Genomic DNA, 25,181 nt, shown 5'->3' with positions numbered 1-25,181 from the left:
CATGGAAGTGGTTAATCGCGGCGGATCGGCGCACCCTCGTTGCTGGCTTTCGTGCGCGGGACGGTAAATCTGCCGCGGAGCTCCAAGCCACATCCATCACTAGCCTAAGTGGATCGCAATCCAGTGAGTCTTCCAGTAAGTCGAAGTCAGTGCGGTGGAGTCGCGCGCAACATGCTGCTTGTCGCGGCAATGCTTCTGTTCGCCTCATGTAGCATCGTCACGAACGGCACACCTACGACAGCACCCGCTGATTTGGACGTCCTCGACAAGGTCCGATCGCTCGACATCCTTCCGCGCGGCGAACAGCCGATCGCGTCTTTCCAAGCGTCGCCTAACTCACAAGGTGTAGCAAGCAGCACCTATTCGGGTTCTGAGGTCTTCGAAGCCACGGAGGCGCGGCCGCAGCAGACCCCAAATGGTCCCGGCTACGATCTGAACTTCGAGAACGCACCTGTCGCCACCGTGCTAAAGGTGATGCTCGGGGACACTCTCGGTCTCGGCTATACCATCGATCCACGCGAGCAGGCCACAGTCAGCCTGGTGTCCGCGCGACCGGTGCCCAGATCTGACATCGTTTTCGTGCTCGAGAGCGCGCTGCGACTTTCCGGCCTTGCGCTGGTACGCGATACGGGCGGATACAAAGTCACTCCCCTCGGCAATGCCACTGGAGCCGGCCACGTCGATGCCGGTGCTGGTCATTCCGAAGCCGGCTATGGTGTGTCAGTGGTACCGCTGCAATATGTTGCAGCGAAAACCATCCTCAAGTTGATGGACAGCTTTGCAACCCGCACTGGTAGCGTACGTGCGGACCCCACGCGAAACCTTCTTCTGATCCAGGGGACCGGACCCGAGCGGCGAACGGCCGTCGAAACCGCCCTGAGCTTTGATGTCGACTGGATGAAAGGCCAATCGGTAGGCATTTATCCCATTCACAATTCCGCGCCAGAGCCTCTGATCGCAGAGCTCGAGAGTATCCTGGATTCCGGCGACAACGGGCTCAGTCATGACCTTGTGAAGCTTCAAGTCGTCTCCAGGTTGAACGCCATCATGGTCGTAACGCGCAAGCCGCCGTTGCTCCAGACCGTAGCGACTTGGATCCATCGGCTCGATCGGGCAGACTCGGCTCAAACCGGCGTTCGTGTCTATCGTGTCCGCTATAGTGACGCCCGCCACTTGGCCAAGGTGCTGAACCAGATGTTCGTCGGCAGCGCCTCGACGTCGATCGACATCGGCGATAAGGAGGTCGCTCGCCCGAATTCGGCTGCCGAACGGCTGTCTGCGAATACGTCCGCGCCGTCCCCCAGCCTGTCCCCCCCCGCGTCGGGCGGCAACGGCGTAAGTAACCCCTTCCCATCAGGCTTGAATTCGTCGAACGGAACGGATGCCAGCGGTGGACTTGACACACTAAGCGGTGGTGGACCGCCGGTCATGCCCAACGTACGGATCACCCCTGATATCGTGAGTAACTCTGTCTTAATCTATGCCAGTCGCGAAAACTATCGGATCATCAGTTCCACCTTAAAGCAGCTCGATCAACCCGTGCTGCCAGGTCGGCATCGAGGCGACGATCGCGGAGGTAAAGCTCACCAACGAGCTGAGTTACGGTGTCCAGAGCTATCTGACCAGCAAGCAGCTTGGATTGAAGACCGACCAGGGTTCTATTCTTACCGCAGCGAACGCGCTGCTGAATCGCGCAATTCCGGGATTCAACTTCCTGATCGGATCGGAGTCACAGCCGGCCATTATCCTCGATGCGCTACACGGGGTGACCAGCGTCAATGTGTTGTCCAATCCTTCACTCGTTGTCACCAACAACCAGGCCGCAACCCTTCAGGTCGGCGATGTCGTTCCGGTCCAGACTAGCAAAACGAGTTATCCATCGCAAAACGGCACTGTGGTTAATACTATCGACTACCGCAACACCGGCATTATTCTTCGCGTTGTGCCGCGTATCACCACAAGTGGACACGTCAGTCTCGAGATCGAACAGGAGATCAGCCAGGTATCCTCGGCCGGCTCATCCGAGCTTACGCCGACCGTGTCCCAGCGCAGGGTGAAGAGCGCGGTCTCTGTGACAAACGGCCAAACCGTGGTGCTGGCCGGACTGATCAGTGAAGACCACAAGGGAGGCCGCAGCGGCATTCTGCTACTTGACGAGATTCCCGGTCTTGGCGATGTGTTTTCACACCAGAGCAAAAAGGGGCAGCGGACGGAGTTGATCATCTTCATTCGACCCCAGATCATCCAGACCGGCAGCGATGCGCACCAGCTGGCAGAGGAGCTACGTTCGAAGCTTCGCGGTGCAGTCGGCGCGAGCATTACAGATGACTTGCGTGTTCGCAATGTCCGCTGATCATTGTCATATCCCGCTGCTGGCTCGACGCGACATCATCTGGTTCGTGCTGGCGCAAATGATGGCTCTGCTTGTCGCGTTGGCGCCAGCACGCGCAGACGCCATCGCATCGGCAAGGAGCGCCTATGCACATGGGGACTATCAGAAAGCAGTCCGCCAGCTCACCCCACTTGCCTTACGCGGCGACGCGCAAGCACAGGCGATGCTTGGTTTCATGTACGAAAACGGCTTCGGCGCACCAAAAGTCTACGATGCTGCAGTCGACCTATATATTCAGGCCGCAAATGCCGGAATTCCATTTGCCCAGGCGATGCTCGGCCTGATGTATGACAAAGGTCATGGCGTTCCGCAGGATGTCGTTCTCGCCTACAAATGGATGAATATTGCGGCAGCTCAGGCCCGCAGCTCTCAAAGGGATTATTGCCTCCGCTTGCGCAACGCGATTGCTTCCAAAATGTCGATGAATCAGATCGCGCAGGGGCAAGCATACGCGCGATCGTGGACGCTGGCCCATGTTCAGGCCGGACGCGCAGCTCCCCGTTGCAGTTCTCGCAGGGCGAAGCGGCGCGCCGGGCTATTCGATCAAGAGGCGCTCGCGGTGGGGGGTGGCCGGCGATGATAGCCTTGGGGTCATTCGGACCTTTAATTGCGGTTTGTTGTCAAGCTTTCCTTTTGATCTCGCCAATGGCACAACGGTAGCGCTCGTGCCGTCGGAGCCGGTCAGGGTTGCGGAGACGGCGCGAGCGCGGCTGAGGTATGATGGTTAGAGCTGGCCCCGGTTGTTTGGACAGCGCCCCGCTGGATTTAAGTGGATTCCTGCCGGGTTATGCTGAACGCGGGGCTTTACGGTTTTGTCGTTGCGTCGGGAGGGCGTAGCCCGACCAGAGCGACGACAAAACCGTCGGCGACGGTCATGGAGCTATGCGGGAAACTGGGTGATGACGGAATGAGATAGGCGGCGTATCGAGGCGGGTGTCGAGCCTGCCAGAACCTCAAGGAGAGCGATACGCCATGAACGAGCATAGCAACATTGTCCCACTGCGTCAGCCCGATGAGATCGACGATCCACTGACGAATATTTTGCGATCTGGAGCTCGGCAGCTGCTTGCGCAGGCTGTCGAGATGGAAGCCGAGGCGTTTCTCGCCGCGATGAAGGGCTTGAAGCTTCCCGATGGCCGCGACCGCCTCGTGCGACACGGCCATGGTCCAGTGCGGACGATCCAGACGGGGATCGGCGCCGTCGAAGTCGCCCGGGTAAAGATTCGCGATCGCGCGGTGACCAGCGATGGCGAGCGGATCCGCTTCACCTCGGCGATCCTGCCGTTGTGGGCACGGCGCACGAAGAGCTTGGATGCACTTTTGCCGGTTCTGTACCTGCGAGGCATCTCGACGGGCGACTTCCAGGAGGCGCTGGCGGCGCTCTTGGGCAAGGATGCGCCGAATCTTTCTCCGGCGGTGGTTTCCAGACTGACGACGGAGTGGCAGCTCGAGTACGAGCGTTGGCAGAAGCGCGATCTGTCGGCGCGCCGGTACGTATACGTGTGGGCGGACGGCGTCTTCCTGCAGGCTCGCATGGAAGACCACAGCGAATGCATGCTGGTGCTGATCGGCGCGACGCCGGAAGGCAAGAAGGAACTCATCGGCTTCCAGGTCGGCGTGCGCGAGAGCACGCAGAGCTGGCACGAACTGCTCGTCGAGGCGAAAACCCGAGGGCTGAAGATCGCCCCGGAAATCGCCGTCGGTGACGGCGCGCTCGGCTTCTGGAAGGCGCTCGACGAGGTCTTTCCCGCCACGCGACATCAGCGGTGCTGGGTGCACAAAACCGCGAATATCTTGAACAAAGTCGCAGTGTCGGTACAGGCCAGCATGAAGAAGGATCTGCGCGAGGTCTATTTGGCGTCCAACCGAGCTTCGGCCGAAGTGGCGATCGATGTCTTTGCCGAGAAATACGGAGCGAAGTACGACAAGGCGGTCGAGTGCCTGACGAAAGATCGCGACGCAATGCTTGCGTTCTACGAATTCCCCGCCGAGCATTGGGACCACTTGCGGACGACGAATCCCATCGAAAGCGTGTTCGCGACGGTCCGGCACAGAACGGTGCGCACGAAAGGTTCGTTATCGTCAACGACTGCCAAGTTGATGGTGTTCAAGCTGCTCTGCGCCGCATCAAAGACCTGGCGGCGGCTGAAAGGCACAAATCAGTTGCCGAAGGTCAGCGCAGGTGTCAGATTCGAAAACGGCATCGAGGTCATCCAAGTGCCGGAAAACCACGCCGCCTGATCGCCTCGTCACCCAAAATCCCGCATAGCTCCGGTCATGCGGCCATCACCATAGCTTGCGTGCCGAAGTAAGCCTCGTCGGGCGTGCGCCCGTCAAGGCTCGAGTGAGGGCGTCCCTGATTGTAGAAGGCCAGATACTTGGCAATTGACGCTCGCGCCTCGGACACGCTGTCGTAGGCGCGGAGATATACTTCTTCGTATTTGACCGTGCGCCAGAGCCGCTCGACAAACACGTTGTCGCGCCAGGCGCCCTTGCCGTCCATGCTGATGGCGATCTTCGCGTCCAGCAGCACATCGGTGAACTCGAGGCTGGTGAACTGGCTGCCCTGATCCGTGTTGAAAATCTCGGGCCTGCCGTGCTTCGCCAACGCCTCCTGGACCGCTTCGACGCAGAAGGCCGCCTCCATTGTGATCGAGACGCGATGGGCCAGGACCCGTCGGCTGAACACATCGACGACCGCCGCGAGATAGACGAAGCCACGCCGCATCGGAATGTAGGTGATGTCCATTGCCCACGCATGGTCGGGCCGCTCGATCTTCAATCCGCGCAACAGGTACGGGTAGATCTTGTGACCCGGAGCCGGCTTGCTCGTGTTCGGGCGACGATAGACCGCCTCGATCCCCATGCGCTTCATCAGCGTCGCGATGTGGCGGCGACCGGCGTATACGCCCTCCCGCCGCAGCAACGATCGCAGCATACGCGCTCCCGCGAAGGGATAATCGAGATGCAGCTCATCGAGCCGACGCATCAAGGCAAGGTCCTCGGCCGAAACTGGCCGAGGTTCATAGTAGACCGTGCTGCGAGCCAGCTTCAGGACCTTCGCCTGGCGCACGATAGAAAGATCATGATCGCGGTCGATCATCGCTTTGCGCTCAGCAGGCTGTGGATTCCAACGAAGCCGGCCATGCATTCCAATTCGAAGCCGGCCGGGTATTCCGATCTGAAGCCGGCCACCCGTGGCGTCGTTCGCATGGGTCAATTTCATGATGTCGTCGAGGGCTGGGAAGGTCAAGAGACCGGTTGATCTTGAGCGGGTTGCTTCTGCTTCCTGAGGCTCTCTCCTTTGAGTTCGATGCGGTAGGCATTGTGGACGAGGCGATCGAGGATCGCGTCGGCGATGGTGGGGTTTCCGATGATTTCGTACCAGCGATCGACGGGCAGCTGGCTGGTGACGATGATCGAACGGGCTTCGTATCGATCCTCGACGATTTCGAGCAAATCACGGCGCTGGTCGGCGTCGAGAGGTTCTGGTCCCCAGTCGTCCAGGATCAGCAGATCAAGTCGTGCGATCGCCCGCAGCATCCTGGTATAGCGTCCGTCGGCGCGTCCCAGTGCGAGAGCGGCGAACAGACGCGGGACGCGATGGTAGGCAACGGCGAAGTCGTCCCGGCAGGCCTTGTGGCCGAGGGCGCAAGCAAGCCAACTCTTGCCGACGCCGCATGGCCCAGTGACGAGGAGATTATGCCTCGCTCGGATCCAGTCGCCGGCGGCGAGTTTTAGAAAGAGCGTGCGGTCGAGCCCGCGGATGGCACGGTAGTCGACATCCTCGACGCAAGCGGCATGACGTAGCTTGGCGGCGCGAGCTCTGCTCTCAAACCGCTTTTGCTGTCGCTGCGTTTTCTCCTGTTCCAGGAGCAGGGCCAGCCATTCGGCATGTTCGAGGCTGCGTGCTTCGGGCTGGGCATCAAGCTCCTTGAAGCCTTTGGCCATGCCGTGGAGACCGAGATTTTGCAGCAGGTCGAGCGTGGGATGGGTCAGCATGCTGGATTTTCCTTTCAATGGAAGTAGCCGGGGCCGCGCAGATTGGGATGGTCGACGACGACGTCATCGGTGGGGCGAGCGCTGCGGTCGAGCTTGTTGGCGATGATCGAGGCGATGCTCTTGTAGGTCAGCGCGCGGACCGCAACCGCGCGGGCCGCGATCAACTCGGCGCGTTCCGGATCGAGATCCTTGAACAGCCGAAGCACACCCAGACAGGTCCGGAATCCTTGTTCGGGATGAGGCCGATTGGCCAGAATGGCGAGGACGAGACCCTCAGTGTTTAGCCCGATCGATCGTCCCCAGCGACGGAACCGCTCGGGAGTCCACTCGGCGTAACGCCGATGCGCGCTGGGCATGTGGTCGGGATCGGTGCCGTGCCGGCGGCCGCCGTAGCGGCGCTGGTGAGCCGCAACACGCGAACCCCGATGGAACAGCTCGATGGTCCGGGTGGTGGCGCGGACGTCGACCTGCTCCCGGATCAGGCCGTGTGGAACTGAGTAGAAGAAGCCGTCCCCGCGGGTCACTTCAAATTCCTCCGGGTGTGGTCAGTCAAATTCCTCCACCCGCGAGGCAGGACAAGGGACTGTTAGTTTGAGTTTGTTTCCCGGGCAAGAGCTTCAGCGGCTTCTTTGAGCCGATAGCTGCGTCCGTCGAACTCAAGCAGATGGCAATGATGCATAAGGCGATCGAGGATCGTCGTGCTCATAGTGTTGTCCCCAAGGTATGCCCCCCAATCCTGCACGACGCGATTGGAGGTGACGATGACGCTGCGGCGCAGTTTGTAACGCTGATGGATCAGGGTCTGCAGCAAAGTGCCGGCGTCGTCGGGGATGGCGCGTGCGAGGAATAGATCGTCCAGCACGAGGAGATCGCAGTCGATGATGGTTCGCAGCCGGACCTCGCGTTGTGCCGGAGAGTTCAGGGCGTAGCGGTGGAAGAAGTCGTCGGTCTCAAGATACTGGACCTTGTGGCTTTGCAGGATCGCCTGATAGGCAATCGCCTTGGCGATGTGCGACTTCCCGGTGCCAGGTTTGCCAACAAGCAGAGCGTTCTCGCCAGCGGCAATGAACGCCAGGGTGTGGAGCTGGAAGCAGGTCTGACGTGGCAGTTTGGGATTGAAGGACCAGTCGAACTCGGCGAGCGTCAGCTTTTCGTCGAGCCCGGATTGCTGGTATCGCCGCTCGATAAGACGGGACTGACGACGGTCCAGTTCATCCTGCAGGATAAGGGAGAAGGTCTCGAGGAAGGGCTGGTTGGCGCCCTGCGCCTGGAGCACGCGCGTCTGCAGCGTGTCGCGGACACCCGACAGGCGCAGCTGTCGTAGGCAACGCTCAATTTCCGGCATGGTCATCATGTGGCTAGGTCTCCAGTTTAAGGTGAGAAGGTGCAGCGGGAGCGCTCGTGGCGCCGGAGTTGGCCGGGGTTGCGCAGGCGACACGAGCGCGGATTGCCGTGGCGTGATCGTCGTGAGCCTCGGCCTGCCGACCATTGTCGTCGGCGTCGCGCCGCACAGCGCGGCTGAAGAGGTCGCCGTATTCCGCGGGGGTACGGATCAGCGGATGATCCTGGGTGAGCGGCGATGCCGGCTGTGGCGTCACTCCAACCTGCTCGATCGCCTGTTCGAACAACCGCTCGACGGTCGCACGCACGTGCTTGTAGCGGTAGATGCGGTTGTCGATGGCGTGCGCGCAGGCCTGCTCGACCAGCCGCGCCGGATACTTCCGGCCCAGCCCGACAATGCCCCACATCGCGCGCTGTCCGGGGCGCCCTTCGGTGTCGAACACCTGCTGGCACAAGGCCCTGGTCTGCGGTCCGATGCGCTCGGCGCTCGCCAGCAGCACGGCGGTTTGCCGCGACGGGTTGAACGGCCGTTCGCTGGTCGGCAGGACGACAGAACCGGGGTGCGCCATCCGGGAATGAACACGCAGCAGCGCACGGGTGTGGCGATCACGGATCTCGATCGTGGTGGTGTAGATGCGCACGACGACCTGGCTGCCGATCGGCGCGGGCCGCGCGGCGTAATAGCTGTTGTCGACGCGTACGGTGGTGTCGTCGCAGACAGTCCGGACGACTTCGGTGAAGATGCGGAAGGGAGCGACAGGCAGCGGCCGCAGGTGCGGCTTCTCTTCCTGGAACATCGCCTCGACCTGACGGCGCGTGCTGCCGTGGATGCGTTTGGAAGCCCAGTTCTCCTCCCAGTGCCTCAAGAACTCGTTTTGCGCCTCCAGCGTCTCGAAGCGCCGTCCGGCCAGCGCAGTGCCCTGGGTATGTTGAATCGCATTCTCGACGCATCCTTTCCGATTTGGATCGGCCACGCGCGCGGGATCGGCGACCACGGCGTAATGAGCCAGCATCGCGCTGTAAATCGGGTTGAGCTGGGGCTCGTACAAATCCGGCTTGAGGACGCCTTCCTTCAGGTTGTCGAGCACGACATAGCTGGGGACCCCGCCAAAATACCGGAACGCCTCTTCGTGGAGCTGCGCCCAGACTTGTTGGCTGGACTTCCAGACTACCCGCCGGAAGCTGCGCCGCGAGTAGCGTAGCGTCATCACGAACAGGCGGGGACGACGGTACCGCCCGCTCTTCGGATCAACCGTCGGCGCGCCCTCGCCATAGTCGACCTGAGCTTCCTCGCCGGGGAGGAACTCAAGACGATCAAACTGCTCAGGATCAGCGTGCCGCAACCGGCGCACAAACCGCTTGACACTCTGGTAGCTGGACGGAAAGCCAAATTGATCAACCAGGTCCTGGTAAATCGCCTGCGCGTTCCGCTTCAGCCGGACCTGTTCTTCGATCCACGTCCGATGCGCTTCGCAAGCCGAACGGGCCAGGCTGCTGGTGACCGTCGCTTCCGATGTCCCAAAAGCCGGTGGTCGGGGTGGAGGAATTTGGCCGTCCGCGCTCACCGAGCCGGTGGTCACTTCCCCGGGGGAATTTGCCTCCGCACCGGCCCGCAGCGCCTGATAACGCCGGATCGTCTTGCGATCGACACCCGTCAGCCGGTGAATCTCGCGCTGGCTGGTGTTGCGATCAAGTAATGTAAGTACGGTGCTTTGCAGATGTCGCTTCAAGACGTTCAACTCCCCGGCCCCTTGCTGGCTAAAGGGGTCGAACATAAACGTCCTGCCTGACCGGCTACTGCTGTTCAGCGGCGCTGACGGCGATCATCAGGTGGGGGAGTTTCAAGTGACCATACCCGGGGGATTTTGACCGACCCACGGGGGCCGTCGATCTCGACATGATAATCGAGCGAGACGCGGGCCACGCGCCATTCCGCAAACTGATAATCGGCGTCCGGCAACGACGCCAGGACCGACATCTCGACCGTCTCGAACAATTGACGGCGACTGACACCGAGCCGGCGCATGATGTGCGCGTTGATCCGCTCCAGCGCAGCGGCAATGGCTGCGTTCGCCTCGGCCAACGAGAAGAAGGTCTGGCGACGAAGCCGCCCGAGGATATAGGTCTGGGCAAACCGAACCCCGGCCTCCACTTTTGCCTTATCCCGCGGCTTTCTTGGCCGTGCCGGAAGGACGCCAACGCCGTAATGGGACGCCATCATCCCGTAGCTGCGATTGATTTCAGGGTCGTAGAACGAAGCCCGGTGCACGCCGGACTTCAGATTGTCAGGGACGACGAGGCGCGGCACCCCGCCAAAGAACCGGAACATCCGGACATGGGCCTCGATCCAGTCCGGAAGTGTCTGCGTCCAGGTCGCCTCGGCGTAGGTGTAATTCGAGGCGCCAAGCACGGCGACGAAGATCTCCGCATCGCGTACAACCCCGGTTTCGCGATCAACGATCATGATCTTCTTGCCGGAGTAATCGACAAAGACCTTGTCGCCGGCCGGATGGTCCTGCCGCATCGTCGGAGACAGCCGCCGGTCGAATTCTCGGAATAAATCGCAGAACCGGCTGTAGCCATAACCTTCCGGGTGGACCGCCCGGTACTCCTCCCACAGCACCATCAGATTGACGCCAGGCCGCTTCAGCTCACAGGCCAGCGAGGCCCAATCCGGCTCCCGGCGCCGGCGAAAGCCGCGCCTGACGCCGGCATGGGCAAACAGACGTTGTTCAAGAACGGCGTCGGTCAGATCGCCCGCCAAAGGCCACGCCAGCCCGGCAGTCGAGGCACGCTTGAGGTTGTCCTGGATGGTGCTGCGCGCCACGCCGAGCGTGCGCCCAATCTCCCGGGCGCTCACCCCATCACGGGCAAGCCGCAGCATCTGTCGTATCTGTCGCATGGTCAGTTCTCTCTTGGCCGGCATCCGCTTCCCCACGTTGATCAACGCGGGACTTGATGCCTGAGGGACTGATCCAAACGAAAACGCCGACTTCCAAAAACCCGGCCGACTTCAAATCGGAATGCCGGCCGGTTTCATTTCGGAATCGTGGCCGGCTTCAAATCGGAACGATGGCCGGCTTCAAGTCGGAATACCCGGCCGGAATAAATCGGAATCCGCAGCAGGCCCGCCTTGGTGAGCGCGCCGGACAAAAAATCGTTTTCCAACGCCAGCTCGCCGATCTTGGCATGTAACGCCTTCAAATCGACCGGCGTCTCGGCCGATGTCTTGTCATGCCCAAACACGCCGGCGGCGCCTTCCAGGAGCTGGTTTTTCCAGATCGTGATCTGGTTCGGATGAACATCAAACAGTTGCGCCAGCTCCGCCAGTGTCTTGTCGCCTTTGACCGCAGCCAAAGCAACCTTCGCCTTGAATGCCGGAGAATGCGTCCGGCGGCTCTTCTTCGTCATCTTCGCTCCTGATTCGCAGCAAGAATCCTCGCCGCTGTCAGGCAGAAAATCCACTCAAGCTACTGTCCGAATTTGCGGGGCCAGCTCTGTTAGTCAGGCCTTGGACCCGTCATAGTTGAACCTTTGCGGCCAGCTCGGGTCATGGTCCTTTCCGACGTCGCGTAGCGCCTCATGATGATGTCCGGATCGGGCGCTTCAATGTATGCAGCGGCGTGCGGACGAGCCCGCCACCAGCCGATTGACCGAGGTCGCCACAACCACCGTCCCAGCGGGACATCGCCGGCCGGTGCGCGCACGCCGCCGCCTCCCGCGCGTTCAGGCCGGCGCACGCTGGCCTCCCCCCGCAGCGTCGCTGCGGTAGCGGCCGGGCGAGGTCTGGTAGTACTGCGTGCGAATGGCAGCCATGGCCTCGATCAATGGTCCCCACGGCGCGGGAAAGCGTTCTTCCGCCATCACCCGGTGCAGCATGCGCGTATGGCCGGCCAGCTCGTCGTTGAGGAACTCCACCACAGGCATAGCCGGATAGCGCTGCAGCAACAAGATCACCGCGTTGTCGGCCTCGCCGGCCGACCTGTCCTTGCCGCATCCATGCAGATCGTTCTGCAGACGCCCTATCGCGGAGATGAGCCGCAGGACCTGGCGAAACGCCGGACGCGCGCGCAAGGTCGCCATATCCAGCCCCCACAGCAAGGACAGGCAACAGAACACGTTCGTGTAGGCGATCGAATCGATGCCGTTGTGCAGGTACTCAGCGTAGGACCAGCGTTCCGCCGCTACCGCCTGCGCGTGTCCGGCGCGCAGCGCCGCGCAGTAGCACCGGGTATCGTCGAGAAGCTGAGCATAGTCGCGACGATCGTAAGCGAGCGTGGCCAGCGAAGCGCGCAGCACAGCGCAACCCTCGAATCCGGGGAGAGCGCACGGCACGCCCTGCCCCAGCGCTTGCTCCACCGCGGCGAGCTGCTCCGGCGCGATCAGGCCAAGGTCGTTGCAATCGTCGAGCCAGAACAGCAGCGCCAGTTCGCGATAGAACGCCACGATCAGCGTTTCGTCCTGCCGATCGCGACCGGTGCGGGCGCTGGTGCCGCGCAGGCTCGGGTGGATGCGCTGCAGGATGTACTGGCCGCCCCTAACCGCTTCCACGGCATGCTCGTGGGCGAACCCGGTCAGGGAACGTCCCCACTCCAGCACCTGCTGGAGCGCGCGTTCAGTCTGGATCATGGCGCCGCTCCTGCCCCCTCGGCCAGGACGCGCCGCCCCCAACGAAGCGCCAGCCACAACCCGGCGAGTTCGGCCACGCGCACGACCCGAGTGGGGCAATACAGTTCCTTGCCGATCCACAGCGGCGTCTGCGGCAATCCATGCGCCGCATGGCGGGCGAGCATCCACTCCAGCGCACGCGCCACCACCTGCGCGATGCGCCGGCGCCCTGTCGCCTCTTCGCTCCCATCCATCACGTGCAACGCAAACAGCGCATAGGCGGTTTCCTCGAACGTGGACCCGCGACCCGCGCCCCAGCCGCCGTCGTCGCGCTGCGCCTGCAGCAGCGCCGCCAGCGCGCGCTCATCGCGCCACTGGGGCTTGCCTTGCGCCAGCGCAGCGACCGCATGCGCGGTGGGATACAGCCACGAAACGTGCCATTTTTCGTTGTTCCACAGACCATGCGGGTTGCGATTGGCCTCGACATAGGCGCGGGTGCCGGCGGCGGGCTTTCCCGACAGTCGCAAGGCATGCAGGGCATGGATGTTGGTCGACACCGAGGCATTGCGCTCACCGGGGAAGGTGACGAACAGCTCGCCGATTTCGAAATGGCGCAACGCATCGACCGCCGGGTCGCGGCCTGCAAGGCGCAGGACGCACAACGCAACTGCGGTGTCGTCCGCATCGGCCGCGAAGTGCAAGGCCGGGCCCAGACCGCGCACGCCCAAGCGGGAGTCGAGCTGCGCGACGATCACGCGCACCGCCTCGGCGAGCGCGGGATGCGCGAACAGCCCAGCCAGATGCAGGGTGTACAGCGACCAGCATGGCTCGAACACATTGATCGGCCAGACGTTGGGAACGACACCTTCGATGCCGCTGCGCGTCGCCCGCGATGCCGCCTGCAGATACGCGTCGGCGCGCCCGACCTGCGGCATGCTCCCCTGTGTCACGGCGCGCGCACGCCAGGCGGCGGTCGCCGCCGGACTGATGCCGATGCTGCCGTCGTCATCCGGGCATACGGCGGTGGGAGACGTCCCCCAGGCTTCCCAGGAGTGCAGCAACGGATGGCCGCTCGGCAACGTCGCCGCCGCCCCCAGCTTGACCAGGCACGCTTGCCGCAACGGCAACAGCGCCGGGTGGCGCGGAAACGCCACGCCGCCCAGCAAGGATGCGGCGTCGCCGCAAAACCGCGGCAGGATCAGCTCCGCGCCGATCGGCGCGTCGTCCGGCACCGCATGCGCGTAGGGATCGGGCTGGCGTTGGAGGAAGCGGATTGCAGCCTGGACTGCATCAGCAGCGCCGGGAAGAGGATCGGCACGCTGCAATGCCAGGAACGCCGCCCATGTGGGCGCATGGCGGAACAGCGGGAAGTCCGCGCTTCCCCATCCGCCATCGGCCTGTTGCTGCGCGATAAGCCACCCGTATGCGTCCTGCCGACCGTCGACGTTGCCGTGAAACTGGAGAGCTCGCGCCGTGTCGTAGACGGACGGACCGACGCTGCCGCCATCGCTCATCTCGCTCAGCAGGTGGCGCAATTCGGAAAGGATCTGTTCGGACAGCGCGTTCACGCGGGATGTTCCTTCTGCAGACGGTTTGACGAGAACCAGGATCAGGCAGACGCCGCGCACGTGGCCGCACGCCCGTCGCGGACAGCGCATGGGCAGCGCCGGACGGCCGCCCTGCTCCGGCGCGGCGAGGTGCCCCCGATGCAGGCGCCGGCCGTCGCACAGGCTTGCGCGCCAGCACGCCGCGTGCGCCGCGGTAATGCCGGGCAACGGCTGCGATCATCGCCGCGGACTCTGACGCAGAGCAGCATGCACCGCTGCCGCCCGCCGATCGCAACGGCTCAGGGGCGACTCCATGCGGACGGGCTCGCTCATGCGCATGGCGTGTGCTCGAACAGACACGCGTTGGCCCGTTCCAGGATCTGCGCCAACCGTTCCGCACGCGGCCCCAGCGGGGCGATGGCCTCCCCGGCGTCGCGCAAAAGATCCGCCGCGAACTGGCGCGCTGCCGGCAGCCCCATGATCAACGCGCAGGTCGGCTTCTGCGCTGCTGCGTCCTTGCCGGGGGTCTTGCCCAGCGTCGCGGTATCCGCTGTCCCGTCGAGAATGTCGTCGATCACCTGCAACGCAAGGCCAAAACTGGCGCTGTAGCCATCCAGCGCACAGTACAGCGCAGCGTGCGCGGCATCCTCCGCGATGGCGCATAGCGCGCCCATGCGAACGGACGCGCGCACTAGCGCTCCGCACTTCATCCGGTGCATCGCCACGATCCTGTCCAGCTCGACGTGCTTTCCAACCAGCGACAGATCCATGGCCTGCCCGCCTGCGGCACCCTCGGCGGACACCGCCTGCGCCAGTTCGCGCACGAGCGCGATACGGTTGTCGCCCGGCGCATTCAGGCTCGCCAGGATCAGGAAGGCGTGCGCCTGCAGGGCATCGCCGACCAGGATCGCAGTGGCTTCGCCGAACTTGACGTGCACGGTCGGAAGGCCGCGGCGAAGCACGTCGTCGTCCATCGCGGGCAGGTCGTCGTGGACCAGGGTACAGGCGTGCATCATCTCGATGGCGGCGCCGACGTCGTCGAGCATGTGCGCCGGCGTGTCGACGAGTGCGCCGGCGGCCAGACAGAGCAAGGCGCGCGTGCGCTTCCCGCCATGCAAGGTGGCGTAGCGCATCGCCGCCATCAGCTCGGTCTCACCGTCGTTTTCGGCGCAGAGATGACGCGCCAGAACCTGTTCGACCCGCTTTGCGCCGTCCTGCATCCAGGTCTCCGGTAGTAGCTTGCTGGATGCGCCACGCGCCTGCGCGCCCAATCCGCTAAGCGGGGACACGCCAGTTCGGTCGTCGTGTGGCGTGGAACCGGTTTGCATGTTGTTCATGTCCTTGTTACCTGACAGGAGACGGCCACGGCGAGCGGCGAGCCGCCGCAGTGTTGCCGGCGTCGCACCGAGCGCGCGCGCCGAGTGCAGCAATGCCGCGCCTCGCCGGCGCCGCTGCTTCGCCACACGGGCATGCGATGCCAGCTCATGAGAATCCGATGCGGATTGTCATGGACGGATGTGCGGTCGGGTAATACCGCTGGCCTTTTTCGACGCCGCCCAGCAACCGCGGCCGCGCCCCGGCCTTGTGCATGGTCAGCGCCAAGGCGATGCCGAACTGCACCAGTTCCAGCCATACCAGATGGTAGCCGATGCAGACGTGTGGGCCCGTACCGAACTGCAGCATGTCCACCGGCAGGATCGGCTCCGTGCGTTGCAGCCACCGCGCCAGGCGGAACTGATCAGGCGCCTCGTGCAGCAGAGCTGAGGTCGAGAAATGCAGCAGCGGGATGCACAGATCGGTGCCCGCGGGAATGCGCCGTTGACCGAGTTGCAATTCCTGCAGCGCGCGACGCGGCAGGACCGTGGTCGGAGGATGCAAGCGCAGCGTCTCGCGGAACAGCGCCTCGGCGACCGGACACTGCGCCAGCTCCGCGTGCCGAGTCGGCACCGCGCCCACGCGTTGCGCCTCCTCGACCAGGGCTTCCCACAGGACAGGCTGCCGCGCCAGCTCGATTACCATCCATGCCATCGTCGAGGCAGTGGTGTCGTGGCCGCCAAGCAGCAGCAAGCGGATATTAGCGATCAGGACGTCATCGGAGGGCGCATCGTGGCTGCTATCGAAGGCGCTCACCATGTCGTTGATCAACCCGGTGCGCGCGGCATGCGCACGCGCGTCGCGGACGAACTGGCGCAACTGCGCGTCGATCCAGTCGCGGGCGGCGCGGCCGCGCCGCAAGGGCAATCCTGGCAGGTCGACCGGGGGCGCGACGATCAGCTGCAGCAATTGCCGGTACTTGCGATGCCATTCCGGCAGGTCGTGCGCGGGGATTCCCATGAGGCTGAAGATGAGCTTGAGCATCAGATCGCCGGTTTCGCGCAGGATGGTTACGTCGCCGCGGTCGCGCCACGCCTGCACGCGCGCCCGGATGATGGGCGCGAACAGATCGCCGATGCCGGCCTGGGTCAGCGCCTTGGGCAGGAACGCCGCCTTGATCGCATCGCGCGCCTGCCGGTGCGCCCCGCCGTCCTGTGCGACCAACGTTCCGCCGAACAATTCGGGCGCGATCTCTTCGATCAGCGCCGAGGACACGTCCTTGTGCCGGAGCAGTGCGAACGCATCCAGATCCATGCAGGTCATCAGGTGACCGGCAGGGCCAAAATCCAGCCAGAAGTAGCTACCCAGCGTCCGTTCCGCGCGGCGCAGCAGGTGCGGCAGGCCTCTGGCGATGGCGGGAAGATGCCCGACCAGCGGGAAAGCGCCGGGCACGACCGGGATGTCGTGCCGCATTCGGTGTCGACGGTCTAGCGGGTTGAGCAGCATGTCCGTCAGCCGCATGGCGCTGCGGCCGCTTCGGCGGTGTCGCCGGCCGGCCGCGCGGCGCGGCTGTTGCCACCGTCGGCGTATGTCGGCACATGCGCCAGCATGCCGCCGTCGATGCACACGACCTGGCCGGTGATGAACGCAGCATCGTCGGAGAGCAGGAACGCCACCAGCGCGGCCACGTCCTCGGGGCGGCCGACGCGCGGCAGGAGCTGGTGGCGGCGCAGATGCCGTTGCATGCATTCGTCCAGCTTGGCGAGGAGACGCTCGGTCATGATGAGACCCGGCGCAACCGCGTTGCAGCGGATCTGCGCATGACCATACTGGGTGGCGAGTGAGGCCGACAGCATGTTCATCGCCGCCTTCGACGCGGCGTAGGACGTCAGTGCGGTGTCACCACTGAGCCCCTGGCACGACGACACGGTGACGATCGCGCCACCGCCGCGGGCGATCATCCGCGGGACGGCCTGCCGGCAGCAGAGCAGCGTGCCACGCAGATTGACCGCCATGGTCTGATCCCAGACCGCCAGGTCCAGGTCAAGGATCGCGCTGTCGCGCGGCGTCAAATGCATGGCGCTCGCGTTGTTCACCAGCAGGTCGACCCCACCAAAGTGCCGCTCCGCCGTCTCGAACAGCGCCGCCACCGCCTGTGCATCGGCAATGTCCGTGGCCAGGGCCAGCGCACGGCCCGCTTCGGTCGCGATCTGCGCGGTGCAGGCGATGGCCGCCGAGCCGTCAATGTCGGCCACCACTACCCTGCCGCCCTCGCGCGCGATGGCGAGGGCGCATGCCTTGCCGATGCCGGCGCCGGCGCCGGTCACCACGGCCACCTTGCCTTCGAACCGTCCATCGTGTCGTCCTGGATTGCGTTGGTCTTTCGCGGCATGCCGCTCGGCCTCCGCCGGAGAAGGCGCAGGGTCGGCGCTGGCGCGCTCGTCATCGCCAGCATCGCTTTCAATGACCCGAATGGCGGCGACCGGGCACTGGCTGGCCGCGAGCCGCACGGCGGCGTGCAGCGCCTGGGGGACCGTCGCCACGCCCACTTCGGCCACGCCGTCCGGTTCGCGCTGGCGAAAGGTGCCCGGCAGTGTCAGCACGCACTGCCCGGTGGTCCCGCACAGATCCTGGTCGACCACGATGCGCATCTCAGCCCCCCTGCGCGTGCAGCCGTACCGGCAGCGCGCGGAACGTCCTAAGGAAGGCGGAGGGTTCCCGGGTCGGCTGCTCGGCCAATGCCAGCGTGGGGAAGCGCGCCTGGATCCGCGGCAGGCTCTCGGCCAACTGCACCCGGGCCAGTTGCGCACCGAGGCAGAAGTGGATGCCGTGGCCGAAGCTCAGCATGATCTTGCCGTCGGTCGACATGCCAGGACTGGTGCCGTAGAACCGCGCGGGATTGAAGCGGTCGGGATTGGCGAAGGCGTCCGGGTCGCGATTGCCGGCCGCAATCAGCACGCGCACGTCCGCGTCCTTCGGGATCACCACGCCGCCCAGTTCGATGTCGCGCTGGGCGATACGCGGGATGGAGCTGAACATGGCGGGCGCGTCGCAGCGCAGGACTTCTTCGACGAATGCCCTCAGCCCCGCGGCGTCTGCCTGCAGCCAGTGCCGCTGTTCGGGATACGCCAGCATCGCCAGGACGGCATGGTCGATGCTCGCAGCAGTGGTGACGAAGCCGCCCAGCAGCATGCCCCACAGCATGCTGATCAACTCCGCATCCGACAGCGTGTCGGCATCGTCGTCATGTGCGCCGACCAGCATCGACACGATGTCGCGGCGGGGATCGGTGCGCTTGCGCTGTATGAGGTCGCCGAAGTAGGCCTGCACCTTGGCGCTGGCCCGGTCCGCCGCGGCGAGCTGGGGATCGCTGGCGTGCGGGCCCAGGCCTTCCAGAATGGCGCCGATGCCGGCAGCGAGCCCGAACATGTCGTCTTGGGGCATGCCGAACAGTTCGGCGAAAACCAGCATGGGCAAGGCCAGCGCGAATTCCCGATGCAGGTCCACCGCCTCCCCGCGCTCCAGCGCGGGCGTTATGCCGTCCAGGCGCGCTGCGACGATGCGCGCGATGCTCGGCCGCAGGTTGTCGATCTGGCCCATGGTGAAATCGCGCGAGATCAGCCGGCGCAGACGCGTATGCGTCGGTGGGTCCTTCATCGCTAGCGTGGACGCCAGCAGATTGAGCGACGGGCTGGTCGCCGCACGCGAGAAATAGCGCGCCAGTTCGCCGGGCGCCGGCCCCCGAAACGCATCGCCCGTGGCCTTGAACGCCCAGTAGATGTCGGCGTGGCGGCTCAACAGAAAGAGGCCCGACGCCGCGCGATGCACCGGATCGTGCTCGCGCAACCATCGCATGAACGGATACGGGTCGTGGATGCACGCTGGCGACGCCAGTTCGGCGAAGGCGTCCCGGCATGCTGCAGTGGTTTCTTGCACGTCGATGGTTACCTGTTGGTTGGCTGGCTGATCTGACGGGCGCGCGCCAGGCGCGCCGGCAGTTGCGGAGAAGATCGCGATCCGCGGCGCATCACCAGCGCACCGGGAACTCCTCGAACCCACCAGTGATGATCTCCTTGCGCAACTTCAATTCTTCGGGCGACACGGCCAGGCGCAGCGCGGGAAAGCGCTGGAAGATCGAACCGAACACCACCTTGAGTTCCAGCCTGGCCAGCGCCGCGCCGATGCAGCAGTGCGGCCCGGAAGAGAACGCCAAGTGCGGCTCTCCGTCGCGTCCGATGTCGAAGATTTCCGGGTCGACAATGGCGCGTATCGAACGACGTCGCCGGCAGGCCGACCAGCACCTTGCTCTCCGCGGAAATATGCACGCCCGCGATGGTCACGTCGGTCCTCGGATAGCGCATGATGCCATCCCAGCCCGCGCCCGGCGGGTACATGCGCAGGATTTCCTCTACCGCCTTGTCGATCAGGGACGGGTCGCCGACCAGGCGTTCGCGCTGTTGCGGATGGCGGAACATGGCCAGAAGGCCGAATTCGATCTGTGCGACGGTGCTCTCGTGCCCCGCCACCAGCATGCCCGCCGCCAGGCCAACCGCCTCTTCCTCGCTCGCCTTGCCCTGGTCGACCGCAGCGAGCAGATCCGTCAGCAGGTTGTCGTCCGGATCCTGGCGCTTGTCGCGCATCTTGCCGCGAATGTAGGCGCGCAGTTCTTCCCAGGCCAGGCGGGACGCGCTGCGCGGGCCGCTTTCATGCTGGTGCGTCATCACCTCATCGGACAGCCCGGCGAAAAAGGCGTGATCCTCGTAGAGCACGCCCATCAGCGCGCTGATGACCATGGCCGGAAGCGGAAAGGAGAGGTGGCGCCGCAGGTCGGCGGGCTGGGGCTGGGCCGCCAGCGTCTCGAACAAGTGCGCGGCGATCGCTTCGACCTGCGGCACGAGCAGCTTCACCCTGCGGTTACTGAAGGCCGGCGCCACGATCGCGCGTAGCCGGGCATGCTCGCGCCCCTCGTGCGAGACCAGCCACCCCGGCGAACCGAGAATCACCGAATCCGGGGTGAATGCCGCCGGCGGCATTCCCGCGGGCCGGAACGCCGCGTCGGACAGCACCGCCTTGGCCTCGTCATAGCCTGTCACCCACCAGCCTTCGTGCCCGGAGGGGAAGCGCACGCGGTGGATCGGACCGCTGGCGCGTAGCGCCAACATCTCGGGCGAGGACTCGATGTGATCGACGCGCCACATCGGCAGCGTCGGCAAGGGTTGTTGTTCGGACATGGTGGCACTTCACTCTCTAAGCGATGGAAGGGCGGAAGGTGACCGGCAGGCGCTGCGGGCAGCGAATGACGTAAGACGGCATGTAGACGACGTCCTCCGCGGCGATGGTCAGCGCCAGATGCTCCAGCCGCACGAACAGCGCGGGGAAGGCGCAGCCCAATTCCAGACGCGCCAGCGCTGCGCCCAGGCAGAAATGCGGCCCCTGGCCGAACGACAGGTGCGGGTTGCGCCGCCGGGTGACATCGAACCTGTCGGCATCGCCATAGATCGACTGACCGTACGGATTGGTGAAGGAGGTTCGACCGTGCCCCCGATGTGTCCGCCAATATAGCCTCCGGACATAGCCTCCGGACCAGTCCCACACCGTGAACAGAGCAAATCGCGTGCCGAAGTGAATTCGCAGGCTCAGCAGGCACTACATAGCTGCGCGTAGTGTCAGGTTTCTGGCATTCAGTCTCAATGCCGACAACGGGCGCAGCAAGTGCCCGACAAAGGCCTGCTCTCGCGCTGAATGTGCGGGGCAGCCCTTGCGCGAAATTTCAAGCATCTGGATTGGCTGCAGCAGGTGTGGTTCGCCGGAAACCACTCCGATGCCGCCGGGGTCATCGAACGCGATCGCGTCAGCCTGTCCGGAGGGCAAGACCTCGCCGCCTTCGTGGCTCTGGTTACCTAGATGCGGAAGCTCGGGGACGGGGCGCGGTCGCAGCGTCACGATGCCGGGAGTGGACTGAGCGCGAGCTAGCCCGTCTTATTCGCGAGAGGGCGCCTGAGAGGCTGGCGAGCGTGGTGTAAAGCGCTGATGCGGCGTAGGATTCGGTTGCGAAGCCACCCCATCACCTTCAACCGCGAACGCCACGCCCGCCATGACCGATGATACGATTTCAGACCACTATCGAGAAGCAAGAATTCAACACAAATAAAACCTCTGCCTCGCGCTCGATCTCTTCATGCTTGATAGTCTCGTTTCGGAGGCTGAGCACCTACCGCGTCTAATAGGCCGCTCGCGCCGGTTTCTTTGGACGCGGCACGACCGCGACTCCACGTTTCGGCACAGAAATGATCGGGAGTCACTCAATCTTTCTTCAACTTAACCCGTCTTATTCGTAAGAGTGCGCCTGAGGGGTAAAGCGCTGATGCGGCGTAGGATTCGGTTGCGAAGCCAACCCCATCACCTCCAACCGCGAACGCCACGCCCGCCATGACCGACGATACGATTCCGCCCTTCTCGTTTCCAGCCGTTCACGCCAAGAAAGTCACAGCTGCCTTCGATGGTGGGCGCCTAACCTCGAACGGGGGCGTGATGCTTCTGGCGATGGCCGAGCGGCGTCTCGGTTTGGCCAACAATCTGGCCCGGGTGTTCCCGGATCGGCGCGATCCGACGCGGGTCGTGCACAGCCTGGTCGATATGTTCCGCGCTCGCATGTTCGCGATCTGCTGCGGCTACGAGGACGCCGACGACCTCGATCATCTGAGGTCCGATCCGGCATTCAAACTGGCCTGCGGTCGCCTACCGGACACGGGCCGGGATTTGTGTTCCCAGCCGACGCTGTCGCGGCTGGAGAATGCTCCGCGCCTGCGCGACGTGATCCGGCTGACCTACACTTTGGTCGACGCATGGATGGATAGCTACCCGCGCGAGCCGGCATCCGTCACGCTCGACATCGATGATACCTGCGACGTCGTCCACGGCCATCAGCAGCTCTCGCTGTTCAACGCTCATTATGACGAACGCTGCTTCCTGCCGATCCACGTCTACGACACGGAGAAGAGCCGGCCCGTGGCCGTCGTGCTGCGGCCCGGCAAGACGCCGGGCGGCGTCGAGGTGCGTGCCCATCTGCGCCGCCTGGTACGGCATATCCGGACGCGATGGCACAACACGCAAATTACGTTCCGTGGCGACGGGCACTATGCCCGGCCGGAGGCAATGGCGTGGTGCGAGACCAACGGCATCGACTACATCTTCGGTCTGTCCGGCACCAAGCCTCTCGCCAGAAAAGTCGACGAGGTCGCCGACGACATCCGCACGCGACGCGCCATCGAGAACCTGCCGGTTCTGCGTGGCTATACCGAGACGCGCCACAAGGCAAAGTCCTGGGATCGCGAACGGCGCACTGTCGCCCGTATTGAGGCGACGATGCTCGGCCTCGACATCCGCTTCGTCGTCACCAGCCTCGATGTCGGCTCGGCCGAGTGGATCTACGACAGCCTGTATTGCGCGCGCGGCCAAGCCGAGAATCTGATCAAGCTGCATAAGACGCAGCTCGCCTCCGATCGCACCAGCTGCCGTTCGGCGCTCGCCAACCAGGTCCGTCTCGTGCTCCATACGGCCGCTTATTGGCTGATGCTGACCGTGCGCGACGCCATTCCCAAAGCCCGGGAATTGGCCGCTGCCGAGTTCGCGACGCTGCGTCTTCGGCTCTTGAAAATCGCCGCCCGTGTCGTCGAGACCACGAGCCGCATTCGCCTTGCGTTTGCCGCGGCATGTCCCGAAGCCGACCTGATCTGCGGCTTGCCCGGCGCGCTGCTGCCGCTCGGTCCTTGACCGGCGGGGCGTCCGCCCCCGTTCGCCCAACCCATCCCTCAAGCGCGTTGCAAAGTACCGGTCGTCAGGCGGCGAAAAGCCGAAGGCAATCCTGTGCGCCTCGTCAGACAAGATGTGCGGCCGCATCAATCGGGCCCAAAAGCCGCACTCTCACGAATAGGACGGGCTAGATAAGGCGATTCAAGCTATCCTTGAGGGGGTGCCGGCAGCGAAGTTGAAGGACAAGATCGGCACTCTGGAAGCACGCAAGCATGAGCGTCTGCTCGAGGCCGTGCAGCAGCGCCTTGATGCAAACACAGAGGCGATGCGCCAGCATCGCGAGACAGTCGAGCATCCGTTCGGCACGATAAGGCTCGCATGGGAGCGACGCAATTCCTGAACCAAACGCTTCCAAAAGTAGCTACGGAGATGCCTCTCGGTTCTGGCCTTTAGCGTAGGGCGCATTAGATTAGCGACCAGCGCCGGGGTGCATTCTGTGGCGCCGCCCGCAGCGGCGCAATCGCTGGAGTCGCGCCCCTCAGGTCCTGCAGGGAGCACCCTGGCAATTTGGAAAACTCCGACGCTTTCACCGTTCGAAGATAAGGTGCCTTGTCAATCAAGACTTTGGCTTTTCAGGATGAAGCTGCTTGTAAGAGTCACAGCTGGACCAATATCGATGCGCCGGCTTTGCGTGCTTCAAACGAAAGTTGATGTCGTGGAAAGTCATATTCTGCGCACAGTCGGTCTGGATCAAGCGCGTGGTTCGATAGCGGACGGCATGGATTGTCGCCGCAGCAATTGTTTCTTGGCGACGTCAGTTGAGCAAACCGCAGGCGGCCATTGCGAAACAGAATTGCAATTTGTGCCGACCGTCATGGATAGCGGGGTGCCGCCCCCCCGCTTTCGATGCCGGCACAATCGCAAGCCGGCACGCAGCCGCCTATCCGCTGCAGATTTGCCCCCGCCGCGACCGAACGCAAGCGCCGGCCGACGCATCCGCGCCTTCACAGAAGGCGTCAATCACCGCGGCCTGAAGGCCCAACTCACTGCATCCTTTGCGTCGTGATTGTCGACAAATGCTGCCCGTTGGGATTCCTGTAACGATTGGCGAGGCTTTGTAACAATGAAGCCATCTGGTCAGGATCTGATCGAACAGTAAATTCTCCATAGTTAGGGTCGAAAAGCGTGGTCGTTCCATTCGAGGCCGACGTCGCCACTGTGTGGGCGCCGCCTTCAGCGAAATACAAGCTGAGTAAATGGTTCGATCCGTCTTCGTTGATTTCGTTCACCATGGACTTGACGTTCGAAGACTTGCCGAATGCGAATCTCTTCTCTTCTCCAGCCGGTTCCAAGCCTGCTTCCTCCAAAATGGTATTTTGTGCCTGAAGGTCGGCCTGAGAAGATCCTGCTCCCCTGCTTCGTAACTGATCCTTAAGACCTTGATATTGCTGCTGCCGTTCAGCCGCTGAGGCGTGCGTTTGCGATCCGGGTGTAAGCGCACTCATTCGGGTTGATGGGCTGTTGCTAAGATTGCGGAACCACTCCGCAGTCAGCCCGACGCAGATGCCGTCCACATTCGCATCACGCAGGTCGGCCGTTCTGTATTCGAACAAGGAGGTGGCCGGACTCTCTGGAGAGGATGTACTGGGTTCGGAGGCGCTAGAGGTTTGAACGTTTGCATCCAAGGTATGTGGCTTGCTGCAGCAGGCCCCCATCTTGTCAGGCAACTCCCCCGATCGTGAGCTCCACTGGGGCGCGAGATCTGCAAGTGTTTCTGTAAAGCTGCCGCTATCCACCGACTGGCTCGGTTCGTCAGTTTGGCTAGTGCGTGTAGATGAGCCACCGATTCGATCATACATGACGATTCACCTCTCTGTGCTACCCTAGTCTCTTCGCATCAATTCGGGCTGCTCAGGCCCTGCGGCGAGGATACCCGGACAAGCTGATGGCGAGCTGACGGACAGCAGTTGTACAGCTAAGAAAGCGTTCCTTTGTCGGACTTCTGACAACGTCGGATACGCCTCGGCGTAGTGCTGTGTCAGATCCTCAGATTCCGGAACGCCACCGACAGGCTATCGCTGCGATGCTCGCGCGGCATCGAGCGCCCACGAACCCGAAATCGAGAGCAATGACAGGATGCTCGCGGATTGTCTCGAGCGGTTCGGTGTTGCTGCGTAAGCGGTGTGTCTCCCACACCTTGTTGAGCTATGCGGGATTTTGGGTGA

General features: G+C 63.6%; 19 protein-coding genes and 5 pseudogenes. 7 read left to right on the top strand and 17 right to left on the bottom strand.

Annotation, left to right across the window (positions count from 1 at the left end):
* Positions 1–171 precede the first annotated feature (171 nt).
* From ABIF91_RS22835 to ABIF91_RS22820, 4 genes are all read left to right on the top strand, one after another.
* Positions 172–1,863, top strand: coding sequence for a secretin N-terminal domain-containing protein (locus tag ABIF91_RS22835; RefSeq protein WP_424579405.1), 1,692 nt, complete (start codon positions 172–174; stop codon positions 1,861–1,863).
* Complete coding sequence (locus tag ABIF91_RS22830) at positions 1,766–2,353, top strand: type II secretion system protein GspD (RefSeq protein WP_424579404.1); 588 nt, start codon at positions 1,766–1,768, stop codon at positions 2,351–2,353. The genes ABIF91_RS22835 and ABIF91_RS22830 overlap by 98 nt, the downstream gene beginning before the upstream one ends.
* Positions 2,343–2,972, top strand: a complete 630-nt coding sequence (locus ABIF91_RS22825) for a tetratricopeptide repeat protein (RefSeq protein ID WP_349546598.1) — start codon at positions 2,343–2,345, stop codon at positions 2,970–2,972. Before ABIF91_RS22830 ends, ABIF91_RS22825 begins: the two co-directional genes overlap by 11 nt.
* Positions 2,973–3,364: 392 nt before the next feature.
* A complete protein-coding gene (locus ABIF91_RS22820; RefSeq protein WP_014497957.1) occupies positions 3,365–4,633 on the top strand; it encodes an IS256 family transposase in 1,269 nt (422 codons plus the stop codon).
* A gap of 34 nt (positions 4,634–4,667) precedes the next feature.
* On the opposite strand, the pseudogene ABIF91_RS22815 reads toward ABIF91_RS22820, so the two are convergent.
* Positions 4,668–5,513, bottom strand: a pseudogene (locus ABIF91_RS22815) (IS3-like element ISRj2 family transposase); the annotation flags it as partial.
* Here ABIF91_RS22815 and ABIF91_RS22810 point away from each other — a divergent pair.
* Positions 5,478–5,657: a hypothetical protein gene (locus tag ABIF91_RS22810; RefSeq protein ID WP_424579864.1), complete on the top strand. Its 180-nt coding sequence runs from the start codon at positions 5,478–5,480 to the stop codon at positions 5,655–5,657. The pseudogene ABIF91_RS22815 and the gene ABIF91_RS22810 overlap by 36 nt on opposite strands.
* Here the strand turns inward: ABIF91_RS22810 and istB (ABIF91_RS22805) are convergent.
* From istB (ABIF91_RS22805) to ABIF91_RS22735, 15 genes and pseudogenes are all read right to left on the bottom strand, one after another.
* Positions 5,642–6,394, bottom strand: coding sequence for an IS21-like element helper ATPase IstB (gene istB, locus ABIF91_RS22805; protein ID WP_038943657.1), 753 nt, complete (start codon positions 6,392–6,394; stop codon positions 5,642–5,644). The two genes, ABIF91_RS22810 and istB (ABIF91_RS22805), sit on opposite strands and share 16 nt — an antisense overlap.
* A 14-nt stretch (positions 6,395–6,408) precedes the next feature.
* On the bottom strand, positions 6,409–6,918 hold the full coding sequence (locus ABIF91_RS22800; RefSeq protein ID WP_424579403.1) for a Mu transposase domain-containing protein: 510 nt from the start codon (positions 6,916–6,918) through the stop codon (positions 6,409–6,411).
* A 62-nt stretch (positions 6,919–6,980) separates the two neighbouring features.
* The gene (gene istB, locus ABIF91_RS22795) at positions 6,981–7,748 is read right to left on the bottom strand and encodes an IS21-like element IS1631 family helper ATPase IstB (RefSeq protein WP_038952109.1); all 768 of its coding nucleotides are present in this window, start codon (positions 7,746–7,748) and stop codon (positions 6,981–6,983) included.
* A 4-nt stretch (positions 7,749–7,752) separates the two neighbouring features.
* Positions 7,753–9,510, bottom strand: coding sequence for an IS21-like element IS1631 family transposase (istA, locus tag ABIF91_RS22790; RefSeq protein ID WP_100214066.1), 1,758 nt, complete (start codon positions 9,508–9,510; stop codon positions 7,753–7,755).
* Positions 9,511–9,539: 29 nt separating this feature from the next.
* Positions 9,540–10,661, bottom strand: a complete 1,122-nt coding sequence (gene istA, locus ABIF91_RS22785) for an IS21 family transposase (protein WP_424579402.1) — start codon at positions 10,659–10,661, stop codon at positions 9,540–9,542.
* 195 nt (positions 10,662–10,856) lie between these two features.
* A pseudogene (locus ABIF91_RS22780) lies at positions 10,857–11,146 on the bottom strand (transposase); the annotation flags it as partial.
* A gap of 315 nt (positions 11,147–11,461) precedes the next feature.
* Positions 11,462–12,364, bottom strand: a complete 903-nt coding sequence (locus tag ABIF91_RS22775; RefSeq protein WP_028181169.1) for a terpene synthase family protein — start codon at positions 12,362–12,364, stop codon at positions 11,462–11,464.
* Positions 12,361–13,911 carry a hypothetical protein gene (locus tag ABIF91_RS22770; protein WP_028181170.1) on the bottom strand — a complete coding sequence of 517 codons (1,551 nt, stop codon included), beginning with the start codon at positions 13,909–13,911 and terminating at the stop codon, positions 12,361–12,363. Before ABIF91_RS22770 ends, ABIF91_RS22775 begins: the two co-directional genes overlap by 4 nt.
* Before the next feature lie 308 nt (positions 13,912–14,219).
* A complete protein-coding gene (locus ABIF91_RS22765; RefSeq protein WP_028181171.1) occupies positions 14,220–15,218 on the bottom strand; it encodes a polyprenyl synthetase family protein in 999 nt (332 codons plus the stop codon).
* 154 nt (positions 15,219–15,372) lie between these two features.
* Positions 15,373–16,710 carry a cytochrome P450 gene (locus ABIF91_RS22760; protein WP_028181172.1) on the bottom strand — a complete coding sequence of 446 codons (1,338 nt, stop codon included), beginning with the start codon at positions 16,708–16,710 and terminating at the stop codon, positions 15,373–15,375.
* A gap of 5 nt (positions 16,711–16,715) precedes the next feature.
* Positions 16,716–17,540: an SDR family oxidoreductase gene (locus ABIF91_RS22755; RefSeq protein WP_028181173.1), complete on the bottom strand. Its 825-nt coding sequence runs from the start codon at positions 17,538–17,540 to the stop codon at positions 16,716–16,718.
* 27 nt (positions 17,541–17,567) lie between these two features.
* Positions 17,568–17,855, bottom strand: a pseudogene (locus ABIF91_RS22750) (ferredoxin); the annotation flags it as partial.
* A 1-nt stretch (position 17,856) separates the two neighbouring features.
* On the bottom strand, positions 17,857–19,146 hold the full coding sequence (locus ABIF91_RS22745; protein WP_028181174.1) for a cytochrome P450: 1,290 nt from the start codon (positions 19,144–19,146) through the stop codon (positions 17,857–17,859).
* Between the two features lie 85 nt (positions 19,147–19,231).
* Positions 19,232–20,435, bottom strand: a pseudogene (locus tag ABIF91_RS22740) (cytochrome P450).
* Between the two features lie 16 nt (positions 20,436–20,451).
* Entirely contained in the window at positions 20,452–20,799 is a 348-nt protein-coding gene (locus ABIF91_RS22735; RefSeq protein ID WP_283805419.1) for a cytochrome P450, read from the bottom strand.
* Between the two features lie 834 nt (positions 20,800–21,633).
* Between ABIF91_RS22735 and ABIF91_RS22730 the strand changes: the two genes are divergently transcribed.
* Positions 21,634–22,977 (top strand): IS1380-like element ISBdi2 family transposase, encoded by a 1,344-nt coding sequence (locus tag ABIF91_RS22730; RefSeq protein WP_208086440.1) that lies wholly within the window; start codon positions 21,634–21,636, stop codon positions 22,975–22,977.
* Between the two features lie 247 nt (positions 22,978–23,224).
* A pseudogene (locus tag ABIF91_RS22725) lies at positions 23,225–23,394 on the top strand (IS5/IS1182 family transposase); the annotation flags it as partial.
* A gap of 605 nt (positions 23,395–23,999) precedes the next feature.
* On the opposite strand, the gene ABIF91_RS22720 reads toward ABIF91_RS22725, so the two are convergent.
* Positions 24,000–24,569: a YopT-type cysteine protease domain-containing protein gene (locus ABIF91_RS22720; protein WP_304567195.1), complete on the bottom strand. Its 570-nt coding sequence runs from the start codon at positions 24,567–24,569 to the stop codon at positions 24,000–24,002.
* Between the last annotated feature and the right edge of the window lie 612 nt (positions 24,570–25,181).

Origin of the sequence: Bradyrhizobium sp. USDA 241 (assembly GCF_049739505.1) — a bacterium.
In the GTDB taxonomy this organism is placed as follows: domain Bacteria; phylum Pseudomonadota; class Alphaproteobacteria; order Rhizobiales; family Xanthobacteraceae; genus Bradyrhizobium; species Bradyrhizobium liaoningense.
This window is presented reverse-complemented; position numbering and strand designations above follow the sequence as displayed.

Excerpts from the sequence above, each read along its gene's own strand:
- ABIF91_RS22835 (WP_424579405.1), top strand. The coding sequence starts at position 172 with ATGCTGCTTGTCGCGGCAATGCTTCTGTTCGCCTCATGTAGCATCGTC.
- ABIF91_RS22825 (WP_349546598.1), top strand. The coding sequence starts at position 2,343 with ATGTCCGCTGATCATTGTCATATCCCGCTGCTGGCTCGACGCGACATC.
- ABIF91_RS22820 (WP_014497957.1), top strand. The coding sequence starts at position 3,365 with ATGAACGAGCATAGCAACATTGTCCCACTGCGTCAGCCCGATGAGATC.
- ABIF91_RS22810 (WP_424579864.1), top strand. The coding sequence starts at position 5,478 with ATGATCGCGGTCGATCATCGCTTTGCGCTCAGCAGGCTGTGGATTCCA.
- istB (WP_038943657.1), bottom strand. The coding sequence starts at position 6,394 with ATGCTGACCCATCCCACGCTCGACCTGCTGCAAAATCTCGGTCTCCAC.
- istB (WP_038952109.1), bottom strand. The coding sequence starts at position 7,748 with ATGATGACCATGCCGGAAATTGAGCGTTGCCTACGACAGCTGCGCCTG.
- istA (WP_100214066.1), bottom strand. The coding sequence starts at position 9,510 with ATGTTCGACCCCTTTAGCCAGCAAGGGGCCGGGGAGTTGAACGTCTTG.
- istA (WP_424579402.1), bottom strand. The coding sequence starts at position 10,661 with ATGCCGGCCAAGAGAGAACTGACCATGCGACAGATACGACAGATGCTG.
- ABIF91_RS22775 (WP_028181169.1), bottom strand. The coding sequence starts at position 12,364 with ATGATCCAGACTGAACGCGCGCTCCAGCAGGTGCTGGAGTGGGGACGT.
- ABIF91_RS22765 (WP_028181171.1), bottom strand. The coding sequence starts at position 15,218 with ATGCAAACCGGTTCCACGCCACACGACGACCGAACTGGCGTGTCCCCG.
- ABIF91_RS22760 (WP_028181172.1), bottom strand. The coding sequence starts at position 16,710 with ATGCTGCTCAACCCGCTAGACCGTCGACACCGAATGCGGCACGACATC.
- ABIF91_RS22730 (WP_208086440.1), top strand. The coding sequence starts at position 21,634 with ATGACCGACGATACGATTCCGCCCTTCTCGTTTCCAGCCGTTCACGCC.